Here is a 22,434-nt window from a genome sequence, read left to right as displayed (position 1 = left end):
AAAAGGGTTTAAAAATGTTTCAAAGATTCCGTCGTACTCGGCTCAATCCACATCTGCGTGCATTAGTGCGTGAGACACATGTAAGAGCAGATGATTTTATCTATCCGCTTTTTATTAGAAGTGGAGAGGGTATTAAAACAGAAGTAGCTTCCATGCCGGGTGTTTATCAGATGAGTATTGATATGGCCATAAAAGAGTGTGAAGAGTTGAAATCTTTGGGACTTTATTCCATTATACTGTTTGGTATTCCTGATGTAAAAGACTCTATTGGAAGTGATGCGCTTTGTGAACATGGTATCATAGCATCTGCCGTACGTGAGATAAAACAAGCACATCCCGATATGTTTATTGTGACAGATTTATGTTTTTGTGAATATACGGACCATGGGCATTGTGGTATTATTGATGAAGAAAAAGAGACCGTTCTCAATGATGCAACACTGGAGATCTCAGGGCAGCAGGCAGTCATTCATGCAAAAGCAGGTGCAGATATGATAGCACCGAGCGGAATGATGGACGGCATAATTGAGACTCTGCGTGAGGCACTTGATGAGGCAGGATACAGTGAACTGCCTATTATGGCATATTCGACAAAATTTGCTTCAGGTTATTATGGACCGTTTCGTGATGTAGCAGAATCAACTCCAAGCTTTGGTGACAGAGCTTCTTATCAGATGGACCCGGCTAATCGTCGTGAAGCAATCGCAGAGTCTATCAGTGATGAAGCTCAAGGAGCTGATATACTTATGGTAAAACCGGCTCTTGCATATCTCGATATTGTACGTGAGATAAAAGACAATACAACACTTCCAATGGCAGTTTACAATGTAAGTGGTGAATATGCGATGCTGAAGTTTTCCGGAATGAATGATTTGATAGATTATGAGCGAGTAGTTATGGAGACAATGGTGAGTTTTAAACGTGCAGGTGCGGATATCATTATCTCCTATCATGCCAAAGAAGTGGCAAAAATGCTACAAAACAGATAAATTAAAGAAAAGTATACTAAAATTACTGATAATAAAAGACAGGATTGTATCGTGAGACATTTTTTAACACTCAAAGATTACACAAAAGAAGAAATTTTAGAGATAATACATCTGGGCCTTGAGATAAAACAAGATCTGCAAGCCGGAATTTATAAAGAAGAGCTAAAACACAAGACATTAGCGATGATTTTTGAGAAATCTTCTACACGAACTCGCGTGAGTTTTGAGACGGGGATGTTTCAGCTTGGCGGTCATGCACTCTTTCTCTCCAATCGTGATATCCACTTAGGACGCGGTGAGCCTGTAAAAGATACGGCACGAGTCATTTCACGTATGTGTGATATGGTAATGATACGAACGTACGAGCACTCTATGATAGAGGAGTTTGCACGATATTCAAAAGTACCTGTCATTAATGGTCTGACAGATTCTTATCATCCTGTACAGCTTTTGGCTGATTATATGACAATGATAGAACATGGTGTAGCAGAGAATGCCGTGGTTGCTTACATCGGTGATGGAAACAACATGACACACTCATGGCTCTTTTTAGCTGCCAAACTGGGTTTTGAATTACGCATTGCAACACCAAAAGGGTATGAAGTAGAGGCTGAGGTACTGCATGAGGCACTTGCATTTGCAAAAGAGAGCGGGGCTGTTATCAAAGTTATGAATGATCCTAAAGAAGCGGTTCGTGGAGCAACTATTGTAACAACAGATACATGGGCGTCCATGGGTCAAGAGGATGAAAAAGAGCAGCGTATAAAAGATTTTGCAGGTTTTATGGTAGATGGTCTGATGATGTGTCTCGCAGATAAAGATGCGAAGTTTTTACATTGTCTACCTGCGTATCGTGGTCAGGAAGTCAGTGAGGAGATTTTAGAGTCTCACGCAGAGATAGTTTTTGTCGAAGCAGAAAACCGTCTTCATGCACAAAAAGGTCTGATGGTCTGGTTGGATCAACACAGAGACTAATTTTTAGTCTCTAAATCCATCCTTTGGCATTTTCCAGGATGGCTTTATTACTTGTATCGTATGCTTTGATAATAGCTGAGATTAACGCAGTTCCCTGATCGAAGTATTTATCTGGATCGACTTTATTCGGAGTTTTTAGCAGCTTTTTTTGTGCAAAATTTATATAAGATCTTACACCTTTGTTGATAGTTGTGAGTTCATTATTTATATTTGCTCCTAGTTCACCTGGATGCTTTGCAACGATTTGTGTCATCTGATTTTGAAGTTTTTTATTTAAAGACTGCAGCTCATAAGCAAGTGCTTGAATATTTTCAATATCACTCTTGGTAACTTTGCCTTTTGCTGCGATACCTGCTCCCAAACCTCTCAGTCGTCCCGTATATTCTGTCATAGGAAGCATAATCTCCATCATTACCGAAGAGATGTCTTTTCCAAAAGGTGTGAGATCTTTTGCAAAGCGTTTTGAGACACTTTGTGCAAGCATAAGTGTATGGTCTATCTGCTCTGTATAAGCAGAAAAGGTTTTTTGTGGATCTTGTTTAAATGCTTTACGGTTGAGTTTTATCAGTGCTTGAGATATTGCGGTTGCACGTGAATTTATAACAGGGTCAGCTGCAAGTGGGAGTGATTCCATATTGCCAATGGCCCTTTTCATATCATCTCTGCTGGTAAAAACAAGCAGCATTGCTGCTGTATTACCATTGAGATAAGAGTTTGTTAAACCCCTTGTCTTTTGTGTCGCTATGATAAGGTTTTTTAAACTTTCTATATATTTAGAGGTATTTTTCTGATCTTCATTACTGAAGAAAGATCTTGCCTGTAAATTAAAGAGGAGTAGTAAAATAAGTACAAGTGAACGCATTGTGACTTCCTGTTATTGTTTCAAGATGTTATTGTGGTTATGCGTTATTGTACCTAATTAACTTAATTAATACCTTATACCAGTGACAGTTCTTATTTTTTCTATCATTGGTAGTGCGATCTCTTTGGCTTTTGTTGCACCAAAATCAAGAATATCTCTTACTTCATCCTGATGTGCTTGGTAGTAAGCTCTTTTTTCTCTGTAAGGTTTGAAATACTCCCAGATGACATCATGCAGGTAAAGTTTAAAATGTCCATGACCCTCTCCACCACGTTTATAGCGCTCTTGAAGTTCTCTGCACTCATCTTCATTTAAAAAGAGTTTTGCCATATTGTAAACATTACAGTTTTCATACTCTTTTGGTGCTTCCATCGGAACATTTTCAGTAACAATTTTTTTAATAGTTTTAAGCTGTTTTTTTTCATCACCAAAGATGTTTACCGTGTTGTTGTAGCTTTTTGACATCTTTTGACCATCAATTCCAGGAACTGTTGCAACATTTTCTTCTATCTTAAATGTTGGAAGTTTAAATATCTCTCCATACTCATTGTTAAATTTCACAGCGATATCACGGGCAATCTCCACATGTTGGATCTGGTCTTTTCCAACTGGAATGATGTCCGGAGAGTAGAGCAGAATATCTGCTGCCATCAGGACTGGATAGGAAAAGAGTGAATGGTTCGCAGCGATGCCTTTGGCAGTTTTATCTTTGTAACTGTGAGCACGCTCTAAAAGCCCCATCGGTGTAAACGAAGAGAGTGCCCAATAGAGCTCTAGTACCTCTTTTACATCGGACTGTACCCAAAAAGTTGCTTTTTTAGGGTCAATTCCCAAAGCCAAAAAGTCAGTTGCACTCTGCATAGTAAGTTCTGCTAGTTTTTTCCCATCTTTGACACTTGTCATCGCGTGATAGTTCGCTATAAAAGCAAAAGTATCATTCTCTTTTTGTGCATCGACCATCTGTTTAATAGACCCAAAATAGTTTCCAATATGCAAATCACCTGATGGTTGAATACCAGTTAATACTCTCATATCTCAAATTCCTAAATAATTTTTTGTGTATTATACCCATCTCAGCTTTATTTTGTTATTATATATCTAAATATAAGGGCCCAAATGTGCTCGTAATAAAAGGATTTATGATGATAGTACAATATCGTGCAAAAGATATTAATTTAAATGATGCAAATAAAGCACACATTGAAGCTGCAGTAGAGAAATTTAAAAAATATTCATTGGATTTAACACGTGTTATGTGTAATGTAATGGCTCAAAAAGATGGTGTTAGTGTTGAGTTCGAGATTCATGTGGCACATGCTGCGCCAATCGTCATTACAGAGAATGATAAAGATTTGGATGCTGCGATCGATATCGCAATTGATCGTGCAAGTAAAGCACTTCGTCGTCTCCATGATAAAATGAAAGATCATAAAGCATCTTCAATAAAAGAATTAGATGTAGTTGATGCATAAAAGTGTATCGGCTCTATTGATTTTCTTTCTTTTAGCCTTCTCTATAGAGGCTAAAGAGACAAAAAAGTACTCTTTTCGGGTTGCTTACGGATATGCAAGTGAGAAAGATTTGGGAGATATCCTATTTACTTTAAACTTTTCTAGACATCCAAGAGATTTAAGTACAGTTGCCGTGGATGGCGGTTACCTTCTTTATGAAGCAATAGGAGATATGCCTTTAGAACTGTATGCAAAAGGTGGTTTGTCTTATTTTTATGAAGATCAATTTAACAACACCTATGAAGCTATTGTATATCTAAAGCTCATCTATAATCTGGATTTTTATGAAAATAGAGTGCGTTTTGGTTTTGGTGAAGGTGTCTCTTATGTAAACGACAAGTTAGAATCTGAAGTCATTGAAGCAAGAGTAGAGAATGATAAAACTTCTAAGTTTTTAAACTATCTTGATATCACTATAGATTTTGATATCGGAAGAGTGACGGGTGTCAAAGCTTTGGAAGATGTCTATTTTGGTTATCTTTTAAAACACCGTTCTGGAGTATTTGGTCTCTACAACGGTGTTCATGGTGGGTCTAACTATAACTCTTTGTATATAGAGACGAATTTTTAAAGGCAAAAATATGTATGATTGGATACTTTGGTTTCATGTGATCTCGTTTATCTCGTGGTTTGCAGTACTGTTTTATCTACCACGGCTCTACGTATATCATATGGAACATATAGAGAACAGAGGTTTTGTTGAGGTTGTTAAGATTCAAGAGATGAAACTCTACAAGTACATTGGTGTGCCTTCTATGTGGTCGACAATTATCAGTGGAGCTGCTCTTATCTATATGGGTGAGTGGATGCGTTCACCTTGGTTGCATGCAAAACTACTCTTTTTAGCTCTTTTGATAGCGTACTTTTATTCTTTAGATGTAATCCGTAAGCGATTGCTTGAAGATAGATGTACAAAAAGTGGAAAATTTTTCAGAATGTATAATGAAGTACCGACAATTTTAATGCTTTTAATCGTCGGTATGGTAGTGTTTAAGCCTTTTTCTTAAAACAAAAAGGCTTCTATTTTTTACTCTCTTGCTCTTCTTGTTGCATACGTTTAAAAAGTACGACACCCAAAGTTGTTAGTGCTGCACCTGAAAACAAAAAAACAATCGCTAGTGATATATTCATCATCTCTCTCCTCTTCTTTTTGCTTTAAAGAGCAGTGGTGTCCCTTCAAAGTTAAATGTTTCACGAAATTTATTTGTCAGATAACGTCTGTAGGTAAAGTGAAGCCCTTTTGGTTTGTTCATAACGATGGCAATCTTTGGAGGGCGTGTCTCATACTGTGTCGCATAGTAGATACGAATAACTTGACCGTGCATACTTGGGAGTGTATGGCGGCGAAGCGCGCGTTCAAGAACTTCATTGACCTGAGATGTCGAAATTCTTTGTGAATAGTTCTCATTGATCTGTAAGATCATATCATGGAGTTTATCAACCCGCTGACCGCTTTTTGCAGAGAGTGTAATGATAGGTGCATAGGAGAGAAATTTAAATCGCTCACGCACCTCTTTGATGATTTTATCATGTTCTTGTTTGTCTGCGATATCCCATTTATTTAGAACGATGATACAGGCAAGATGATTATGATCAACAAGTCCTGCGATTTTCTCATCAAGGTCCAAAAATGGCTGGCTTGCATCAAGGACAACGAGTGCCATATTTGCATTCTCTAACATTGCTTTTGTACGCATAAGAGCATATTTTTCAATCCCTATGATACGTCCCCGGCGGCGTAGTCCTGCAGTATCGACAAAAGTAAGCTGTTTACCTTCATACTCAACCGTCTCATCGATCGGATCTATGGTTGTTCCCGCAACACTACTTACTACAGAGCGTTCTTCCCCTAGAAGAGCATTTAAGAGTGAACTTTTACCAACATTTGTACGTCCGATAATGGCGATTTTGATGTGGTTAATGTCATTTTCATCAAACTCTTTGATGTTGTCATTGTTCGCAAAGATTGAGTCATCTTCAACTTCATCTTCATCCTCGTCCCAGTAGTAAAAATCATCATCTTCATCTTCTTCATACTGTGCAAAGAACTCTTCATCACTGAGCTCCTCTCTTTCTTCATGCACAACTGTGATTTCATCTTCTTCTTTGATGATATCTTCATCAGGGAGTTTTTCATATATCCAATCAAGCAGTGCTACAGTATTTCTGTTATGTGATACTGATATACCAAAGATATCCCCCGTACCAAATTCATAGAAATCCCAAAGCTTCTCTTTCATTTTATCATTATCTATTTTGTTGACAACAAGGGCTATCTCTTTACCCATTGACTGAAGTTCATAAAAGAACTTTTTATCTTCATCTTCAGGGATGCTTTTCCCATCTACCATATAAAGGATGATATCTGCTGCATAAGCAGCTTTAAGGCTCATCTCTTTTATTTTGTCAAACAGCTCACAACCTTTGTCTAGTCCACCTGTATCAAGAAGAATTGCTTGCTTGTCATTGATGACGACATGCTTTCTCTTTACATCACGAGTTGTGCCTGCAAGGTCTGATGTGATGGCATCTCTGTTTTTTATAAGTCTGTTAAAGAGTGAACTTTTTCCAACATTTGGACGTCCGATAATGGCAATTTTTTTCATGGAGTGTAACCTTATATAAATAATAATGAAAGCGTATTAGTTTTTTTTGAAATTATATCTAAATAATGAAAGAAAAGGGTCTGTTGAGGTTTAAATACCCTGCGTGAGGGTATTTAAAAGAGGGGTTATTCTGTAGGAAACTCTTTGTCAAGTTGCTCTAATGCCTGTTTTGATTGAAACTGCTGCCAGAGTGCATTATCATTTTTAAAGCTTGACTTGATAGCTTTTTTCACCTCTGCATTGATACTTTCTTCAGGAACAGTTACAAGCAAATAGATAGCACCTGATGGAGCTTCCCAGTAGTCAATTGCCTTAGAGTTTTTCAGATCAACTTTTGCAAGCTGTTTTGTGACGGCAGTTGTTACTTTATCAACTGTCTCAGCTGAACCGTTACCAGTTGCACGTGTAAAACCTTCTACTTTATCTTTTACCTCTGTTTGGATCTGTTGTGCAAGTGATGAACGGCCGTTCATAAGTGCTACTCTTCTCATATGAGCGATGCCTGCAGCAGACTTCTCAGCAACACCGACACCTGCGTAATAACCTTCAACTTGAGGAATACATGTCCATCTCGGTGCTAAAACATTTTCTATTTTACATTGAAAAGTTGGATTGTAAGCCTCTTTTTTCGGCTCTGGCTTCTTGTCACTACATCCTGTGATTGTCAGCAGTGCAACAGCTATGACAGCAGTGTTTTTGACAATATTTTTCATTAAACTAATCCTTCTTGTAAACTTAAGTAAAGATATACTAACATAAATATTTAATAAGAAATATTAAAAAAAAGAGAAAAAATAGAGATTAAGGAAAATTGTGAAGCAATATTATGGCTATGCAAATTTTAGAGATGATACAAGACAACTGATAGAAAGAGTCAAAGATTTTGAAGCCGAGGCAATAGTCACAATAGCACGTGGAGGCTATACACTTTCACATGCTATGGCTGAGGGTTTAGATATCCGTGATGTGCAGAGTATTCGAACAGAATTGTATGACAAAGAGTGCAAACGAGAAACATTGAGTCTTTTTGGAAGTTGTGACTTTAAAGTCAAAAAGGTGTTGGTTGTAGATGATATTGCTGACAGTGGAGAAACATTAGCATATATTATGGAGTATCTGCAAAAAAACTTCTCCGATGTAACTTTTAAATCAGTAACACTTTTTTATAAGAAAACATCTATTTACGAGCCTGATTTTTGGGTCAATGAGGCAAATGCATGGATAGAGTTTTTCTGGGAGAAAGATTTTCTTTAAGGTTGTCTGTGTCCGCTATGGAGTTTGTTAAAGTCCGTATCATAGATATATGCGGCGATATCCTCTAAAACATCTTTTTCATAAGCAATGTGGGGCATTAGCTCATGTTTTTTGATGGCATCTTGCATGATAGAGGTCTCACGTGAGGGGTTTGCTACCCACTCGGAGAGGTACTTTACAAAATCTTGCTTCTTTGGAAATGTACTTATATATCTTTTGCGTACTTCTATCATAGCCGGAGCAGACTTCTCTTCAAGCTCAAAATGGCATGTTACACAGTTACCGTGAAAGAGCAAGGCACCCATCTCATCTGAAGCATGTAGGCTAACAAGTGTAAAAAGAAGCATTAAAAGTTTTCGCATTTATCCTCGTGCCTTTTTAATCATCTCATAAGCCTGATTGATCTCTTGGGTCTTTTGGGTCGCTTCTTCTATATAGCTCTCACTTTTACCTTGAGACTTGATGATGTCAGGATGATATTGGCGTACAAGTTTTCTGTAGGCTTTTTTGATCGTTGCCATATCATCATTTGGAGATACACCGAGAAGTTTGTACGCATCTTCAAGAGATTGTTTTGGCTGCACATTTTGCATCATCTGCTCAAACTGATCAAAAATTGCGTGGTATACATTTGGGTCAAACTGCATCGCTTCTGCAATGGTTGCGAGAATTGTCTCTTCACTTTTGGTGACTTCACCATCTGCAAAACTAAGCTGAATTAAAAACTGCATAAATTGATGCTGCATTGCCTGGGAGCGTTTTGTTGCGTGAGAGAGTGCGTGAGCTAAATGTTCGATGTTATCCGTTCTGTTTTTCTCTTCGTTGAAAATATCTTTGAGTATCGCTTTTGCCTTGTGTGGCTCTGGGAATACAGAAGATATATCATCAAGCATATTCGATATAAGTTCGGCCTCAAGTGCATCAACCCGTCCGTCTGCTTTGGCAACTTTTGCACTAAGGGCTACAAAGAGCCCCAATTCATTCTTTTTCAGTGAATCATAGGAGATAGAGAAATCTTTAAAGGTCTCTTTCGAGTACGTTTCATACCTTGCATAACTTTTAAATACATAATAAAAAATAGCACCAAGAAGCGTAAGAAGTAGTATATTTCCCATCAAGTTCCTTTGTAAAAGAGGTCTGTTGTTTTTATGTTATTATACAGATGAAAAGAAAATAAAAAGCAAGGAGTTTATCATGGTAAAAGTACTGAGTGATGATACCCGTAAAGATTTCCTAGGATTTGAGCTGAGTGGGATTGTTACAGCTAAGGATTATGAAAAAACATTGATTTCTGCTGTGCAAGAGAAACTCAAATCAACAGATAAACTCAGAGTACTTTATCATGTAAAAGAGGATTTTGATTCTTATGAGCTCAAAGCGATGTTTGATGATGCAAAAGCAGGAGAGAAGTTTTGGAATAATTGGGAGAAAATTGCTGTTGTCAGTGATGTTTCATGGATAATCAACGCTGTAAAGATATTTGCTTTTATGCTGCCTGGAGAGATTAAGACTTTTTCTAATGCTGAGCTAGAAGAAGCGAAGGAGTGGTTATTTTCATAAAATGATACAATTCGCTTTATGAAACGTCTTAGAAATTTAAACAAGGGTGTAAAGTATATGCTGATAGCTAGCTTTACATTCGCAATTATGGGGGCTTTTGCCAAGCTTTCAAGCCAGTATATGAGCTCACTTGAAGTGGTCTTTTTTAGAAATATTGCCGGTGTCATACTCATCGGTCTAGCCGTGCTGAAAAAACCGATGCAGCATCAGGGTGGCAAACCTTTACTGCTCTTTTTTCGTGGCTTTATGGGATTTGTAGCACTTTTGGCCTTCTTTTACAACATTGCACATATCTCTCTTGGTGATGCAATGACCTACTCAAAGACATCTCCTATATTTACTGCAATTTTTGCCTGGCTTTTTCTGCGTGAGAAGCTTGATCTTAAGGCTTGGATAGCTGTTTTTGTCGGTTTTATCGGTATCGTGTTTATTACACAGCCTAGTGGATTTGGATTTTCAAAATATGACCTGCTAGGAATATTTTCCGGTGTAGGTGCTGCACTGGCTTATACTTCTGTACGTGAGCTAAAAAGCTACTATGATACACGAGCAATAGTGCTTTCCTTTATGCTTGTTGGTACTATTGGTCCTGTTGTGCTCTTTGCTGTATCTCCATATATTCATATGCCAGAACTTGATTTTATGCTTGGGGAATTTGTGATGCCAGAGGGCATTGTCTGGGTTTATGTTATAGCGATGGGACTCTTTGCAACACTCTCTCAAGTGCTGATGACAAAAGCATATGGGGAGACAAAAGCAGGAATTGTCGGAGCGGTAAGTTATACGAATATACTCTTTTCAATTTTAGTTGGACTCTTTCTTGGTGATGCACTTCCAAGCCTAAGTACGAGCTTTGGAATCATTCTTATTGTCTTTGCTGGAGTGATGGTGGCAAGGGCTAAATAGATTTTTACAATAATTTGGCTATAATCTCTTACATTTTTTTAAAGGGCACCTCTAAAAATTCTAACAGTCCTCAGAGGGATAAAACAGAGCAAACTTGTGAAGAACTTTTTTTGAGTCATAGCTAAAGCTATGATGATGAAAAATTCTTTGCAAGTTTGCTCTGTTTTATCCCTCCCTTCGGGCAAAAGAGAAAAGTCCATACTCTGCGTTAATCTTTTTTAACTTAGCTACGGCTAGGTTTTCAAAAGACTGCCTTGATTATGAATTTTTCTCTTATGCTGAGGATTATTAGAGTTTTTAGAGGTGCCCTAAAGGGTATAGATGAAACTTTTGGCTGGTCCTTGCGTTATTGAAAGCGAGGAAAATATTTTTAAAATTGCGAAGTCTTTGGAGAAGTATCAAGAAGATAGCACGATAGACTTCTATTTTAAAGCGAGTTTTGACAAAGCAAACCGAACATCACTGGAGTCTTTTCGCGGGCTTGGAATGGATGAAGGGCTGCGTATACTACAGAAAGTCAAGGATGATTTTGGCTATAAAGTAGTAACGGATGTGCATGAGTCTATTCAGGTTGCACCTGTGGCAGAAGTTGTAGATATGCTGCAGATTCCTGCTTTTTTATGCCGTCAAACAGATCTGCTTGTAGCATGTGCCAAGACAGAGCGTGAGATAAACATCAAAAAAGGGCAGTTCTTAGATGCCAATGCGATGCAGTATCCGCTCTTAAAAGTGCTCCAAACACGTGGTTGTTCTCAAGCGACATATGAGAACTCACAAAAGCACGGAGTATATCTCTGTGAACGCGGTAATACTTTCGGCTATGGCAACTTGGTTGTTGATATGCGAAACTTGGTACTGATGCGTGAGTTTGCACCAGTCATCTTTGATGCAACACATTCAGTACAACGTCCGACTGCAGAGAACGGTAAAACCGGAGGAGACAGCTCAATGGTTCAGTATCTCGCAAGTGCTGCTGCAGCTGTTGGAGTTGACGGTTTCTTCTTTGAGACACACTTTGATCCAAGTATTGCACTCTCAGATGGTCCAAATATGATAAAACTTGATGAGCTCGATGCTCTCATAACAAAAATCAAAAAAATTCAAGAAATTAAATAAAGGAAGTAAAGATGAATCTAATCGAAGGTAGATTAAAAGTAGTAAACGGTAAAAAAATTGCGATAGTAAGTACAAGATGGAACCATTTCATCGTTGACAGACTTGTAGAAGGTGCAAAAGATGCATTTGACAGACATGGTGGAAAGCAAGATGACTTGACACATGTTTTGGTCCCGGGTGCCTTTGAACTTCCAATGGTAGTAGACCAGCTTCTCTCTAGCGGAAAATATGATGCTATATGTGCACTTGGTGCAGTTATTCGTGGTGCGACACCGCATTTTGACTATGTAAGTGCAGAAGCAACAAAAGGTATCGCTACAATGAGTCTAAAATACCAAAAACCGGTAAGTTTCGGACTTCTTACAACTGATACTATCGAGCAGGCAATCGAGCGTGCAGGAACAAAAGCAGGGAACAAAGGTTTTGAGGCAATGACGACAGTTATTGAGATGTTAGACCTTTACGAAGCTCTATAAAAATGCACTAGTGCATTGGGCTTTCTGCCGAAGAAAACCCAGTGTTAACGTAGGTAGCAGGATTACTCCTGATACCGTACAAAATGAAGAAGGGGGTTCCCTTCATTTTATGTAATAAAATTAAGGAGTTATGATGGCAACAAGACATCATGCAAGAATGGCTGTTGTCAGCCTTTTGTACGCGTTTGATTTAGGCAATGGCAATACTTCAGAACATACAACAGAGATACTAGAAGAGAAAAAAATTCGTAATAAACAGCGTGATTTTGCACTTGATCTCTATGAAGGTGTAATGGAGCACTTAGAAGAGATAGATAAGGCAATCACCCTGCATTTGAAAGATTGGGATTTTGAGCGTTTGGGTGCGATTGAGCGTGCAACTCTTCGTCTTGCTGCTTATGAAATCTTATTTGGTGATTTGGATTCTGCTGTTGTTATCAATGAGGCAGTAGAGATTACAAAATCTTTTGGAACAGAGCAATCTCCGAAATTTATCAATGGTGTTTTAGACGCGATAGCAAAAGATAAAAAGTAAAAATATGAAAAAAATCGTTCTTCTTGCAGTGCTTCTTGCAACATATGCTTTTGGAGCAAATCAGTGTATCGTCTGTCATAAAGGCATCGAAGATATTCGTGATAGAAACTCTTCGATGATGCGCTCGATTTTGCGAATATCAGAGAAAGCTGGACATCCTGGAAATGACTGTATCGTCTGTCATGGAGGAAATCCAAAAAGCAAAAGTAAGAAGTATGCACACAGAGGAACAGTAGAGTACTTTAAGAGTAATCCAGGCCCAAAAGAGTACTATCCCGCACCGGCAAGCTCTTGGATAAATCAAAATACATGTGGTGTTTGTCACCCTAACCAGGTAGCGGCACAGATGAACTCTTTGATGATGACCGAACAGGGAAAGATTCAAGGAGCGATGTGGAGCTTTGGTGCCAAAGAGGGCTACACCCATGTCAATGGAAACTACAAAACAAAAAATCCGGACGATCCGCATAAACGATTAGGTACGGACACTTACCGGGTCTATATGGAAAAGCTTGCAATGATGGAGCCGCAGGGTTTTCCAACAGAGATGAAAGAACTCCCCGCCGCACCTACAGTTGAAGAGATACACAAAGACCCGTCACTTGCAGTTTATACCTACCTCCGTCAAGAGTGTCTGCGTTGTCATACAGGAAGTAAAGGTCGTTACAGACGAGGTGATTATAGAGGAATCGGGTGTGCATCATGTCATGTTCCTTATTCAAATGAGGGCTTTTATGAAGGTAATGACAAAAGCATCAAGAAAAAAGAACGCGGTCATATGCTCTCGCACCAGATTCAATCTTCACGCAAGGTAAAAGTTAAGATCCATGATGTAGAGTACAGTGGTGTACCGGTTGAGACCTGCTCAACATGTCATAACCGTGGAAAACGCATTGGAGTGAGTTATCAGGGACTTATGGAGACAGAATATCAGTCTACTTTTGATGCCGAGGGACATGGACAGCCAAAGCTCCATACGAAACGTTACCTGCATATGAAAGAGGATGTACATTACAAAAAAGGGATGTTGTGTCAGGATTGCCATACATCAAATGACCTTCATGGTGACGGTTTTTTAGCGGGAGCAAACCTGGGAGCTGTTGAGATAGAGTGTCAGGATTGTCACGGGACTACAAAAAAATACCCTTGGGAATTGCCAATAGGGTACTCTGATGAATTTTCTGAAAAAGAAAAAGTCGGAAAACCAAGAGGTGTGACACAAACAGTTGCAAAATATCTCAAACAGGGCTACCTTCCAAAAGACAAAGGTGATGGTTACATCTTGACAGCACGTGGAAATCCACTTCCAAAAGCCGTTAAAAAAGGCAACAAAATCATCATGCATCTGGCTTCTGGCAAAGATATCGAACTCAAACCGCTTAAGCTTTTAAAAGAGGAAGAGGCACTCTCAAAAGAGGCACTCGTTGCTATGGATGTCGTTGAAGCACATACATCTGAGATGGAGTGTTATACCTGCCATGCAACATGGGCACCACAATGTTACGGATGTCACGTCAAAGTTGACTACAGCGGAGGCAAAAAAAATCCGGACTATCTAAAAGCCTCCCATGATCATGATATGCATGGAACAACAGGTGGTATGCGAGATCTGAAGAAGTACCTTGTTCCTGGAAAGGTAACAGAGACTCGCTCTTATCTGCGTTGGGAAAATCCTGCTCTGGCACAAAATGGGGAGGGACGTATAACTCCTGTTATTCCTGGGTGTCAGACAACTATTACCGTAATTGGTAAAGATGGAAAAGCACTACTGCAAAACTATATCTTTAAAATTCCAAATGTAGAAGGTACAGGTAAAGAGGGACAAAATGCCATCGATATGGCTCCTGTTCAACCTCATACCATTCAAAAAGAGGCACGTTCGTGTGAGAGCTGCCATACTTCAGATAAGGCACTTGGACTCGGTGTCGGTGGTGGGAAGCTGGGTGCTGATCCGAGCAAAACAACGATTATGGACTTGATGAGTGCAGACGGTAAGATAGTACCAAAACAAGTAGATGAGCAGATTCCAGCAATCCCAAATCTGAAACATGATTACTCACAGTTTGTTGATGAAAATACAACACAGTTAATGACGGTAGGGCATCACTGGAAGCTTTCGCATCCATTGCAAAAAGATGAAAGAGACAAGCTTGACCGTCGTGGAGTATGCTTGTCCTGTCACCAAGATATTCCAAAGGGTAACCTTGCTGTATCGGCAATGACGCATATTGCTCAGATGGCAGAGCTAAAAATTGACAACAAAGAACATCAAGGAATTTTAAATAAGATACTTAATCTTGGTGCATTGCTTCAAGTTACAGGTGGAGGGTTTATAATACTTCTGATTTTATATGTTATCTATAGAAAGTTCATAAAGCAAAAATCGATTAATCCAATGAGTAGAGGATGGAAATAGTGAAAAGAATGATAGTCATGTTGAGTCTGGCAGTTGCACTCTTTGCAAATGATATGATCATAAAAGAGAGTCACTGCAGTGTTGATGCAACGATAAACAATATAATAGATGCACCAAAACTTGTGCAAAAATTAAATAAAGCACTTGATGATATCACAACAAAAGCGGGACAATGCAAAAGAGACTAAGCAAAGAAGAAGCACTTGATCTAATCAGAAATGCAGATCTTAAAACTTTAGGAAAGATGGCAAGCGAGCGTAAGCGTGAGCTCCATCCAAAAGGAATCACTACTTTTGTCATAGACAGAAACATAAACTATACAAACATCTGTTGGGTTGATTGTAAGTTTTGTGCCTTTTACAGACATGAAAAAGATGCTGATGCCTATGTACTTACCTTTGATGAGATAGATGCAAAGATAGATGAACTGTTAGAGATCGGTGGAACGCAGATACTCTTTCAAGGCGGTGTGCATCCAAAACTAAAAATCGAGTGGTATGAGGATCTGGTAGAGCATATTCATCAAAAATATCCGACAATTACGATTCACGGATTTAGCTCGATCGAGATAGATTTTATCGCCAAGGTCTCACGCATCTCTGTTGAAGAGGTACTAGAGCGTCTAAAAGCAAAAGGTTTGGCTTCTATTCCGGGTGCAGGTGCAGAGATACTCTCAGACAAGGTACGAGATGTCATCGCTCCTAAAAAGATTGATGCAGATGTGTGGGTAGACATCCATAGAAAAGCCCATAAGCTTGGTATAAAAAGTACAGCTACGATGATGTATGGAACAGTAGAGAGTGATGAGGATATCATCGAACATTTTGATATGATTCGTCGTCTTCAAGATGAGACAGGCGGATTTAGAGCCTTCATCATGTGGAGCTTTCAAGGGCAAAATACAGAGCTTTTACGCCTCATTCCAGATATGGAAAAACCATCATCAAACCGCTACTTAAGACTTTTGGCAGTTGCACGGCTCTATCTTGACAATGTAGTAAATATTCAAAGCTCATGGGTAACACAAGGACCTTACATCGGACAGATGGCACTGCGTTTTGGTGCAAATGATTTGGGTTCAACTATGATGGAAGAGAATGTTGTAAGCTCTGCGGGTGCTGCATTTTCCATGGCAAAAGATGAGATGGTTCACCTCATTAAAGATATAGGTGAGACACCGGCGATTCGAAATACTGCTTATGAGACTTTAGAGATATTTGAGTAGATGAAAAAAATAGTATTAGCATTTTTATTGATAGGACAGATTGTAATGGCAGCAAAGATTGATAGTATTGAAGTTAAAGGGATAACGATTCCTCTGATTTTTGAAGAAGATGTGCGTTTACCGATTGTAAATACACAGATAGTTTTTACAAATTCAGGAAGTATAACAGACAAAAAGATAGCAGGTCTTGCAAAGTTTTCTGCAAAGATGCTCAATGAAGGCTCACGTGAGATGGGTGCAAATGGATTTGCCGAAAGATTAGAGTCCAAAGCTATTCACATTTCAGCATCGACGGGGAGTGAAACTTTTGTTATTGATACAGGCTCACTTAATGAGCAGTTTAAAGAGAGTATGAAGTACCTCAAGATGCTTTTAGAAGAACCAAACTTTACAAAACGCTCATTAGAGAAAGTAAAGACGATGACAATGGGTGCAATCTCACGCAAAGAAAATGATTATGACTATGTAGCTTCCAATGCACTCAAAAAACTGCTCTTTGATGGAACGGTTTTAGCACAGCCCTCAGCTGGGACACTAGAGAGTGTCAAAAGCATCAAGCTAAAAGATGTAGAGAGCTTTGTAAAAGAGCATCTTGTTCTCTCACGTGCTATTATAGTCGTTGGTGGGGATGTGGATATCGAAGATATCAAAAAGCAGATGAAAAAAGTGCTTAAAATTTTGCCAAAGGGCAAATCTGAACCACTGCCTCACTATGAAGCAAGCAGTGATGCAAAGACAGATATCTTAAAACGCACAACAGAGCAGGCATATATCTACTTTGGTTCACCATACAATATGGCCGTCAATGATGAAGATTACTATAAAGCAAGAGTAGCGACATTTATCTTGGGAACTGGTGGTTTTGGAAGCAGACTTATGGAAGAGATACGTGTAAAACGTGGACTTGCATATTCTGCGTATGCCCGTGTGCATGTGAGTAAATCAGTAAGCTATTTTAACGGTTACCTTCAAACGAAGATAGAGTCACAAAATGAAGCAAAAGAGACGGTAAAAGAGGTCATAGCAGAGTTTGTTGCAAAAGGTGTAACCGCAGATGAGTTAGAGCAGACAAAGAAGTTTTTACTCGGAAGTGAACCACTGCGTGTAGAGACAATGAGCCAGCGCCTTAACCGTACTTTTATGGACTACTATAAAGGTTTTAAACCGGGACATTCTCAAGAAGAGCTAGAGAAGATTAAAAATCTTAAACTTGCAGACTTAAACAAGTTTATAAAAGCACATAAAGAGATATTAGAATTGTCTTTTGCTATTGTGACGAAGTAAAGAGATACTCTTTGCTTTACAGACTTGATTTTATCTTATGGGGTATGGATAACAGTGGACTTGAATTATAAGTGAACCGTTTGTTTAGTACTTTTTGATATATCAGGAATATATAATATGTCATTAATATTTGAATTTTGAGAGATAGGTTCACCTATTATTTCCAAGGATTTGTTAGGGTATATGCTTAATAGTTGTTTTTGTATTTCCTTTGCCAAATAATATGCTAAAGATGGTGGTACAGCATTTCCTACCATTTTATAACCTGCACTCAAATTTTTATAATAAAATTTATGATTATCTGGGAATGTTTGAATTCTAGCACATTCTCTAATGCTAAGTCTTCTATATAAATGTTCACTATGAGGAACAAATATTCTTTTATTTTGCTCCACAAATTGCATTTTAGGAGCTTGCGGATGAAGTGGAGCATGTCTTCCACCTGCTTGTATTGTAAATGATGGTTCATCCCAACTTCTGACTCTATTTCTTGACATAAACATTGATGAAAAACCACCAGTCATAAATTCATGATTTTCAATCTTACAGTCATCACCATTTGTATAATTTTTATCTTTCGCAGGTAAAACATTATCTTTTAAATCAAAAATTACATCTTTTAAGAATCTTTTTTTTGAAAATGGTTTTGGGAATTCAAAGGTGATATTTAAATCTTTTCTAAATCCAATAAAAAATACTCTTTTTCTATCTTGTGGTACTTTATAGTCATGAGCATTTAAAAGCTTGAATGATAAGTTGTATCCACTATCAATAAAATGATTTTTAATATTTTCTAGTGCTTCACTATGGCGACTTGCTAACATACCAGAAACATTTTCAGCCAAGAAGAACAGAGGTCTTGTATCTCTTAAAACCCTAATAAATTCAAAAAATAGTTGTCCTCTATGATCATTTATTCCTTTAAGCTTACCTGCTTCGCTCCAGCTTTGGCAAGGTGGTCCACCTATTAAACCAATAGCATCAGGAATATCACTTGATGGAATGTTAACAATACTTCTTCTATCTAGTTTAGTATTTGGAAAATTTTTTTCAAATGTTTCCCAAATCTCTTTGTCGTATTCATTTGCCCAAATAGTTTTAAAACCTGCTTTTTCAAAACCTAAATCTAATCCACCAGCTCCAGAAAATAATGATATTATATTCATTTACTTTCCTTAATTGAAAGTTTATTTGTAAATAAAGTTTTTGGCGCTTTTAATAAGTTAATATCAAACTTTAAAGATGGTTCAACTCTTGAACTTGCATTATGTATTCTAAATGAAAGTTCCCAGTCATTATTTAGTTTTATGATAAGCGTTGTTTTAGTGTCTTTTTTATAGTTAATACTAATTATTTTAGTGGGTAAATTTACTTGAGGTATTTTAAACTTAGGAATAATTTCTTTAAATGGCAGATTTAATGTTCCATGTAAGTTATATGCTTGAATTTCTATATTATGTTTACTTTTGATAACTTTATAAAAATCTTTATTTCCTATTAGGTATTCTACTAAAGTAGAAGCAACTTTTGCTGGATTAGTGTTATATATTTTGAATAATTCTTTTTTAAATGCTTCTAATACTGGGTGATATATGGATGTGTGATAATCTCCTAAGGATTCCCAAGTTTTTGTTTTATTACTTTCTTTTCTCATTTTATCAAGAGAATCAAAGATAGGTTTTACTTCATCAAAATAAATATTAGATACAGGTATTCCAAGCCACTTTTTTCCAAAATCAATTTTGTTTGAAAGTCTTGAATGTTTTATAGCTTTATGATTGTTTTTCGCAGATACTCCTATTTCCCACTTTTGTAATAAACGAATAGCAACAATATCTCTTACATCTCCATCTTTACCTTTATCATCTGTTAATATTTCTAGTTGTAAAATGTCATTATCATCAAAGCTATTTGATAGTCTAGGTTCAATATCAATTAAAAAATTTACTGCAAAACTAGCGTAAAGAGAGAATTCACTTTGTATAAGTGTACCAAATGAGTCAAAATGTTTTTTTGCTGTTATATATGCTTTATTTTCTATAACTTCTACTGCTGTACCTCGTTGTAGTTTTTCTTGAAATTCTTTTAAAATGGCATATTCAAATGCTTTTCCATTTTTTGTTTGAGTTGATTCTTTTCCCATCAAATTTCCAATTAATTATTTAAGATTTGTTATGATAACAAAAACTCTCTTTAGAATAAATGTTAGCTTATAATAAAAAAGAAGTATATACCAATTTTATTGGATTTTTAGAAATATGTCAAATTGCAAAGTTTTTAATTAATTTTTGAGATTTTTACTATTATTCTTAAATATTGATTGTGTGTTAATGTCCAAAAAACAGTAATAATATACCAACTGTTTCTTAAAGGAGTGAAGTTGTGAATGTTATGGTTACAAGATTTTTTAATAAGAGTTACGAAATTAATATGGTATAAACATTTATAAAAAAATAAAACGGCAGGGCATGGCACAGACACTTATAGGGCAGATTGACAGGGTTCTTTTTGAGGGGGATGACGGTTTTTTTATTGCGGTACTAAAGTCCGGTGAGAAAATCAGTGGTGTTTACTATGAGAGTGCCATTGAGAACATCAAAGGTTCTGCTATTACGCTAGAGGGTGAGTGGCATGAGCATAAGAAGTATGGACGCACCTTTAAGTTTGACTCCATAAAGGTAAATCAAAACGAACTCTTTTTCTTTCTCAACAAAATCATCAAAGGCTTTACCAAGAAACTCTCAGCAGATCTTATAGAGCATTTTGGTTCAGAAGAGCTTGTCAATATCTTAGACAATGACATTGAGCGGTTGTTGGAGTTTAAAGGCATCAAAGAGAAGCGACTCAAAAAGATTCAAACCTCTTGGAAAAAGTTTCGCTCGATGCGTGAGCTTGGTGAGTTTTTAAGCCCTTATAATGTCTCTCCAACACTCCTAACTACTATTGCAACTGCTATGAAAGATGTGAGTGAGCCCTGTTCTAAAATCAAAGAAAATCCTTATATACTAACTTCCATTTCCGGTATCGGCTTTAAACGGGCTGATGAGTTGGCACTGAAGATGGGTGTCAGTGCTGAGGATGAAAACCGTATCAGCTCGGCGATGGATTATGTGCTTTTAGAATATTGTGAAGCAAATGGAAACTCCTGTATTGAAAAGTCACTGCTCTTTAGCGGACTTGATGAGCTGCTTGGTTTTTATCAAAAAGAGTATCTTTATGAAGCGGCTTTGGTTGAGCGTGTGAGTGAGGGAAGCATTGTCCTTATGCAGCACGATAGACTCTCTCCTGCACGGCTTTATGATGCAGAGAAGTTTTTGTATGATACTTTTACCAAGCGAGCTAAGCTTGACAGTGGGGGATTTGTAAAAGATCTCGACGCATTTTTGGTAGATTCAGAGCTGAAACTTGGTGAGCAACAGCGAAAAGCAGTTGAGATCATCAACAATGGTGCAAGCATCCTTTTCTTGGTTGGTTATGCAGGAACAGGAAAGAGCACAACTTCCAAGACGATTTTAGAGCTTTTAAATACCCGTTATGACAACAAAGAGATTATTACCTGTGCACTTAGTGGTATTGCAGCGCAGCGCATTAGTGATACAACAGGGTTTGAGTCTGCTACGATTCAGTCACTGCTTGTTAAACATGAAGAATCAGACAAGTTTCCCTACTCGGTAGTTCTCATTGATGAAGCCTCGATGATAAACTCGACACTCTTTGCACGCTTAATGGGGAAAATCTCAAATAAAGCCATTGTTATAATTGTAGGGGATGATGCGCAACTACCGCCTATTGGGGCTGGAAATGTGCTGAGTGACGTGCTTACTCTCAATCTTGCTCCCATTGTAAAGCTCACGCAGATATACAGACAGAGTGAAGATCAGGCCATTACGCTCATTGCCAATCAGATCCGACAGGGTGAAGTACCACAGTATAAAGGTGTGTATGAGGATTTTGAATTTGTAGATGTCAATATTGCCAACTATTATGCTCTGAAAAATCAGCTCACGCAAGAGGAGCTTAAAGAGCTACGTGAGAAGAACTCTCAAGATATCATCGCCGAGATGTTGCACCGTGTAGTAGCAAGCATTGAAAAAGCACGCTATCGTCTGAACAATAAGCAGATAAAAGAGTATCTAAACTATTTTCAGGTCATTACGCCGATGAAGGGCGGCACGCTTGGTACGACCAATCTCAACAAAATTTTGCAGGAGTATTTTAACCCCAATCCTAAAAAGTGCATCAAGCGTGGAGAGTTAGAGTTTCGTCTAATGGACAAGGTCGTGCATACCAAAAATGAGAATATGACCTCATGGAGTTCTGAAGGGTTTAAAATGGGGGAAGACTCAAATGAAAGACGAGTCTTTAATGGTATGAGCGGACTGCTCTTTCGCATCGATGAAGAGGAAGAACAGGCCTATGTCTTTTACCCAAATGAAGATATCGTTGTAAAGTATGAGTATGATGAGCTAAAAGCATACCTGATGCTCTCCTATGCTTTGACAATCCACAAAGTACAGGGCATGGAGTATGACATTGTTGTTATTCCAATGAGTTTTACGCATTTTATCATGCACAACACGAAGCTTATCTATACAGCCATCACACGCTCAAAACATCGCTGTATCATCATAGGCGAGAGTGGGGCTTTTGAGTCAGCCTGCAGACGTGTGGCAGTAACAGAGCGTGATACCGTGCTTTTAGAACTTGGGAAAAGTTAAG

Annotated in this window: 24 protein-coding genes; 16 read left to right on the top strand and 8 right to left on the bottom strand. The window is 37.9% G+C overall.

Translation table 11 applies throughout. The annotated features are described in order from the left end of the window. Positions 1-14: 14 nt before the first annotated feature. Both hemB and argF read left to right on the top strand, forming a co-directional pair. Positions 15-989 carry a porphobilinogen synthase gene (hemB, locus tag ES948_RS04030; protein ID WP_152183657.1) on the top strand — a complete coding sequence of 325 codons (975 nt, stop codon included), beginning with the start codon at positions 15-17 and terminating at the stop codon, positions 987-989. Between the two features lie 51 nt (positions 990-1,040). Further along, positions 1,041-1,964, top strand: coding sequence for an ornithine carbamoyltransferase (gene argF / locus ES948_RS04025; protein ID WP_152183656.1), 924 nt, complete (start codon positions 1,041-1,043; stop codon positions 1,962-1,964). A gap of 10 nt (positions 1,965-1,974) precedes the next feature. On the opposite strand, the gene ES948_RS04020 is transcribed toward argF, so the two are convergent. Both ES948_RS04020 and trpS read right to left on the bottom strand, forming a co-directional pair. Then, a complete protein-coding gene (locus ES948_RS04020) occupies positions 1,975-2,826 on the bottom strand; it encodes a nitrate- and nitrite sensing domain-containing protein (RefSeq protein ID WP_152183655.1) in 852 nt (283 codons plus the stop codon). Between the two features lie 66 nt (positions 2,827-2,892). After that, the gene (trpS, locus tag ES948_RS04015) at positions 2,893-3,858 is read right to left on the bottom strand and encodes a tryptophan--tRNA ligase (RefSeq protein ID WP_152183654.1); all 966 of its coding nucleotides are present in this window, start codon (positions 3,856-3,858) and stop codon (positions 2,893-2,895) included. A gap of 110 nt (positions 3,859-3,968) precedes the next feature. Between trpS and hpf the strand changes: the two genes are divergently transcribed. The 3 genes from hpf to hemJ are packed head-to-tail and all read left to right on the top strand — an operon-like array spanning position 3,969 to position 5,344. Further along, positions 3,969-4,298: a ribosome hibernation-promoting factor, HPF/YfiA family gene (gene hpf / locus ES948_RS04010; RefSeq protein WP_152183653.1), complete on the top strand. Its 330-nt coding sequence runs from the start codon at positions 3,969-3,971 to the stop codon at positions 4,296-4,298. After that, positions 4,288-4,908 carry a hypothetical protein gene (locus tag ES948_RS04005; protein WP_425505069.1) on the top strand — a complete coding sequence of 207 codons (621 nt, stop codon included), beginning with the start codon at positions 4,288-4,290 and terminating at the stop codon, positions 4,906-4,908. Before hpf ends, ES948_RS04005 begins: the two co-directional genes overlap by 11 nt. A gap of 10 nt (positions 4,909-4,918) precedes the next feature. After that, complete coding sequence (gene hemJ, locus ES948_RS04000) at positions 4,919-5,344, top strand: protoporphyrinogen oxidase HemJ (protein ID WP_152183652.1); 426 nt, start codon at positions 4,919-4,921, stop codon at positions 5,342-5,344. A 123-nt stretch (positions 5,345-5,467) separates the two neighbouring features. On the opposite strand, the gene der is transcribed toward hemJ, so the two are convergent. Next, entirely contained in the window at positions 5,468-6,943 is a 1,476-nt protein-coding gene (gene der / locus ES948_RS03995; RefSeq protein ID WP_152183651.1) for a ribosome biogenesis GTPase Der, read from the bottom strand. Between the two features lie 125 nt (positions 6,944-7,068). Continuing rightward, positions 7,069-7,656 (bottom strand): LPP20 family lipoprotein, encoded by a 588-nt coding sequence (locus ES948_RS03990; protein ID WP_152183650.1) that lies wholly within the window; start codon positions 7,654-7,656, stop codon positions 7,069-7,071. 100 nt (positions 7,657-7,756) lie between these two features. On the opposite strand from ES948_RS03990, the gene ES948_RS03985 reads away from it, so the two are divergent. Then, complete coding sequence (locus ES948_RS03985) at positions 7,757-8,197, top strand: phosphoribosyltransferase (protein WP_152183649.1); 441 nt, start codon at positions 7,757-7,759, stop codon at positions 8,195-8,197. On the opposite strand, the gene ES948_RS03980 is transcribed toward ES948_RS03985, so the two are convergent. Together ES948_RS03980 and ES948_RS03975 are read right to left on the bottom strand one after the other, a co-directional pair. Next, positions 8,194-8,559, bottom strand: coding sequence for a cytochrome c family protein (locus ES948_RS03980; RefSeq protein WP_223176038.1), 366 nt, complete (start codon positions 8,557-8,559; stop codon positions 8,194-8,196). The two genes, ES948_RS03985 and ES948_RS03980, sit on opposite strands and share 4 nt — an antisense overlap. Next, positions 8,560-9,312: a DnaJ domain-containing protein gene (locus ES948_RS03975; RefSeq protein ID WP_152183648.1), complete on the bottom strand. Its 753-nt coding sequence runs from the start codon at positions 9,310-9,312 to the stop codon at positions 8,560-8,562. Positions 9,313-9,391: 79 nt separating this feature from the next. On the opposite strand from ES948_RS03975, the gene ES948_RS03970 reads away from it, so the two are divergent. From ES948_RS03970 to ES948_RS03930, 9 genes are all read left to right on the top strand, one after another. Further along, a complete protein-coding gene (locus tag ES948_RS03970) occupies positions 9,392-9,757 on the top strand; it encodes a SpoIIAA family protein (protein ID WP_152183647.1) in 366 nt (121 codons plus the stop codon). An 18-nt stretch (positions 9,758-9,775) separates the two neighbouring features. After that, positions 9,776-10,663, top strand: a complete 888-nt coding sequence (locus ES948_RS03965; RefSeq protein WP_152183646.1) for a DMT family transporter — start codon at positions 9,776-9,778, stop codon at positions 10,661-10,663. A 321-nt stretch (positions 10,664-10,984) separates the two neighbouring features. Beyond that, positions 10,985-11,779, top strand: a complete 795-nt coding sequence (gene kdsA, locus ES948_RS03960) for a 3-deoxy-8-phosphooctulonate synthase (protein WP_152183645.1) — start codon at positions 10,985-10,987, stop codon at positions 11,777-11,779. 11 nt (positions 11,780-11,790) lie between these two features. Then, positions 11,791-12,255: a 6,7-dimethyl-8-ribityllumazine synthase gene (gene ribH / locus ES948_RS03955; protein ID WP_152183644.1), complete on the top strand. Its 465-nt coding sequence runs from the start codon at positions 11,791-11,793 to the stop codon at positions 12,253-12,255. 133 nt (positions 12,256-12,388) lie between these two features. After that, positions 12,389-12,790 (top strand): transcription antitermination factor NusB, encoded by a 402-nt coding sequence (gene nusB, locus ES948_RS03950; protein ID WP_152183643.1) that lies wholly within the window; start codon positions 12,389-12,391, stop codon positions 12,788-12,790. 4 nt (positions 12,791-12,794) lie between these two features. Further along, entirely contained in the window at positions 12,795-15,206 is a 2,412-nt protein-coding gene (locus ES948_RS03945; RefSeq protein ID WP_152183642.1) for a multiheme c-type cytochrome, read from the top strand. Continuing rightward, positions 15,206-15,394, top strand: coding sequence for a hypothetical protein (locus tag ES948_RS03940; RefSeq protein WP_152183641.1), 189 nt, complete (start codon positions 15,206-15,208; stop codon positions 15,392-15,394). Before ES948_RS03945 ends, ES948_RS03940 begins: the two co-directional genes overlap by 1 nt. After that, positions 15,379-16,431, top strand: coding sequence for a dehypoxanthine futalosine cyclase (locus ES948_RS03935; protein WP_152183640.1), 1,053 nt, complete (start codon positions 15,379-15,381; stop codon positions 16,429-16,431). Before ES948_RS03940 ends, ES948_RS03935 begins: the two co-directional genes overlap by 16 nt. After that, positions 16,432-17,715 carry a M16 family metallopeptidase gene (locus ES948_RS03930; RefSeq protein ID WP_246153817.1) on the top strand — a complete coding sequence of 428 codons (1,284 nt, stop codon included), beginning with the start codon at positions 16,432-16,434 and terminating at the stop codon, positions 17,713-17,715. Positions 17,716-17,780: 65 nt separating this feature from the next. Here the strand turns inward: ES948_RS03930 and ES948_RS03925 are convergent, their stop codons facing one another. Then, positions 17,781-18,881, bottom strand: a complete 1,101-nt coding sequence (locus ES948_RS03925; protein WP_152183639.1) for a DNA cytosine methyltransferase — start codon at positions 18,879-18,881, stop codon at positions 17,781-17,783. Further along, positions 18,878-19,858: a HaeIII family restriction endonuclease gene (locus ES948_RS03920; RefSeq protein WP_152183638.1), complete on the bottom strand. Its 981-nt coding sequence runs from the start codon at positions 19,856-19,858 to the stop codon at positions 18,878-18,880. Before ES948_RS03920 ends, ES948_RS03925 begins: the two co-directional genes overlap by 4 nt. Before the next feature lie 325 nt (positions 19,859-20,183). On the opposite strand from ES948_RS03920, the gene ES948_RS03915 reads away from it, so the two are divergent. Then, entirely contained in the window at positions 20,184-22,433 is a 2,250-nt protein-coding gene (locus ES948_RS03915) for an AAA family ATPase (protein ID WP_152183637.1), read from the top strand. Position 22,434: the final 1 nt, after the last annotated feature.

It is taken from the genome of Sulfurimonas indica (genome assembly GCF_009192995.1).
Taxonomy (GTDB): domain Bacteria; phylum Campylobacterota; class Campylobacteria; order Campylobacterales; family Sulfurimonadaceae; genus Sulfurimonas; species Sulfurimonas indica.
Note: the sequence above shows the minus strand (reverse complement) of the source record. Positions and strands in the feature narration are given on the sequence as shown.

What these genes read in the sequence shown, in the direction of transcription:
- hemB (WP_152183657.1), top strand. Translation starts at nt 15, where the DNA reads ATGTTTCAAAGATTCCGTCGTACTCGGCTCAATCCACATCTGCGTGCA.
- ES948_RS04020 (WP_152183655.1), bottom strand. Translation starts at nt 2,826, where the DNA reads ATGCGTTCACTTGTACTTATTTTACTACTCCTCTTTAATTTACAGGCA.
- trpS (WP_152183654.1), bottom strand. Translation starts at nt 3,858, where the DNA reads ATGAGAGTATTAACTGGTATTCAACCATCAGGTGATTTGCATATTGGA.
- hpf (WP_152183653.1), top strand. Translation starts at nt 3,969, where the DNA reads ATGATAGTACAATATCGTGCAAAAGATATTAATTTAAATGATGCAAAT.
- hemJ (WP_152183652.1), top strand. Translation starts at nt 4,919, where the DNA reads ATGTATGATTGGATACTTTGGTTTCATGTGATCTCGTTTATCTCGTGG.
- der (WP_152183651.1), bottom strand. Translation starts at nt 6,943, where the DNA reads ATGAAAAAAATTGCCATTATCGGACGTCCAAATGTTGGAAAAAGTTCA.
- ES948_RS03990 (WP_152183650.1), bottom strand. Translation starts at nt 7,656, where the DNA reads ATGAAAAATATTGTCAAAAACACTGCTGTCATAGCTGTTGCACTGCTG.
- ES948_RS03980 (WP_223176038.1), bottom strand. Translation starts at nt 8,559, where the DNA reads ATGCGAAAACTTTTAATGCTTCTTTTTACACTTGTTAGCCTACATGCT.
- ES948_RS03975 (WP_152183648.1), bottom strand. Translation starts at nt 9,312, where the DNA reads ATGGGAAATATACTACTTCTTACGCTTCTTGGTGCTATTTTTTATTAT.
- ES948_RS03970 (WP_152183647.1), top strand. Translation starts at nt 9,392, where the DNA reads ATGGTAAAAGTACTGAGTGATGATACCCGTAAAGATTTCCTAGGATTT.
- ES948_RS03965 (WP_152183646.1), top strand. Translation starts at nt 9,776, where the DNA reads ATGAAACGTCTTAGAAATTTAAACAAGGGTGTAAAGTATATGCTGATA.
- kdsA (WP_152183645.1), top strand. Translation starts at nt 10,985, where the DNA reads ATGAAACTTTTGGCTGGTCCTTGCGTTATTGAAAGCGAGGAAAATATT.
- ribH (WP_152183644.1), top strand. Translation starts at nt 11,791, where the DNA reads ATGAATCTAATCGAAGGTAGATTAAAAGTAGTAAACGGTAAAAAAATT.
- nusB (WP_152183643.1), top strand. Translation starts at nt 12,389, where the DNA reads ATGGCAACAAGACATCATGCAAGAATGGCTGTTGTCAGCCTTTTGTAC.
- ES948_RS03945 (WP_152183642.1), top strand. Translation starts at nt 12,795, where the DNA reads ATGAAAAAAATCGTTCTTCTTGCAGTGCTTCTTGCAACATATGCTTTT.
- ES948_RS03935 (WP_152183640.1), top strand. Translation starts at nt 15,379, where the DNA reads ATGCAAAAGAGACTAAGCAAAGAAGAAGCACTTGATCTAATCAGAAAT.
- ES948_RS03930 (WP_246153817.1), top strand. Translation starts at nt 16,432, where the DNA reads ATGAAAAAAATAGTATTAGCATTTTTATTGATAGGACAGATTGTAATG.
- ES948_RS03925 (WP_152183639.1), bottom strand. Translation starts at nt 18,881, where the DNA reads ATGAATATAATATCATTATTTTCTGGAGCTGGTGGATTAGATTTAGGT.
- ES948_RS03920 (WP_152183638.1), bottom strand. Translation starts at nt 19,858, where the DNA reads ATGGGAAAAGAATCAACTCAAACAAAAAATGGAAAAGCATTTGAATAT.
- ES948_RS03915 (WP_152183637.1), top strand. Translation starts at nt 20,184, where the DNA reads ATGGCACAGACACTTATAGGGCAGATTGACAGGGTTCTTTTTGAGGGG.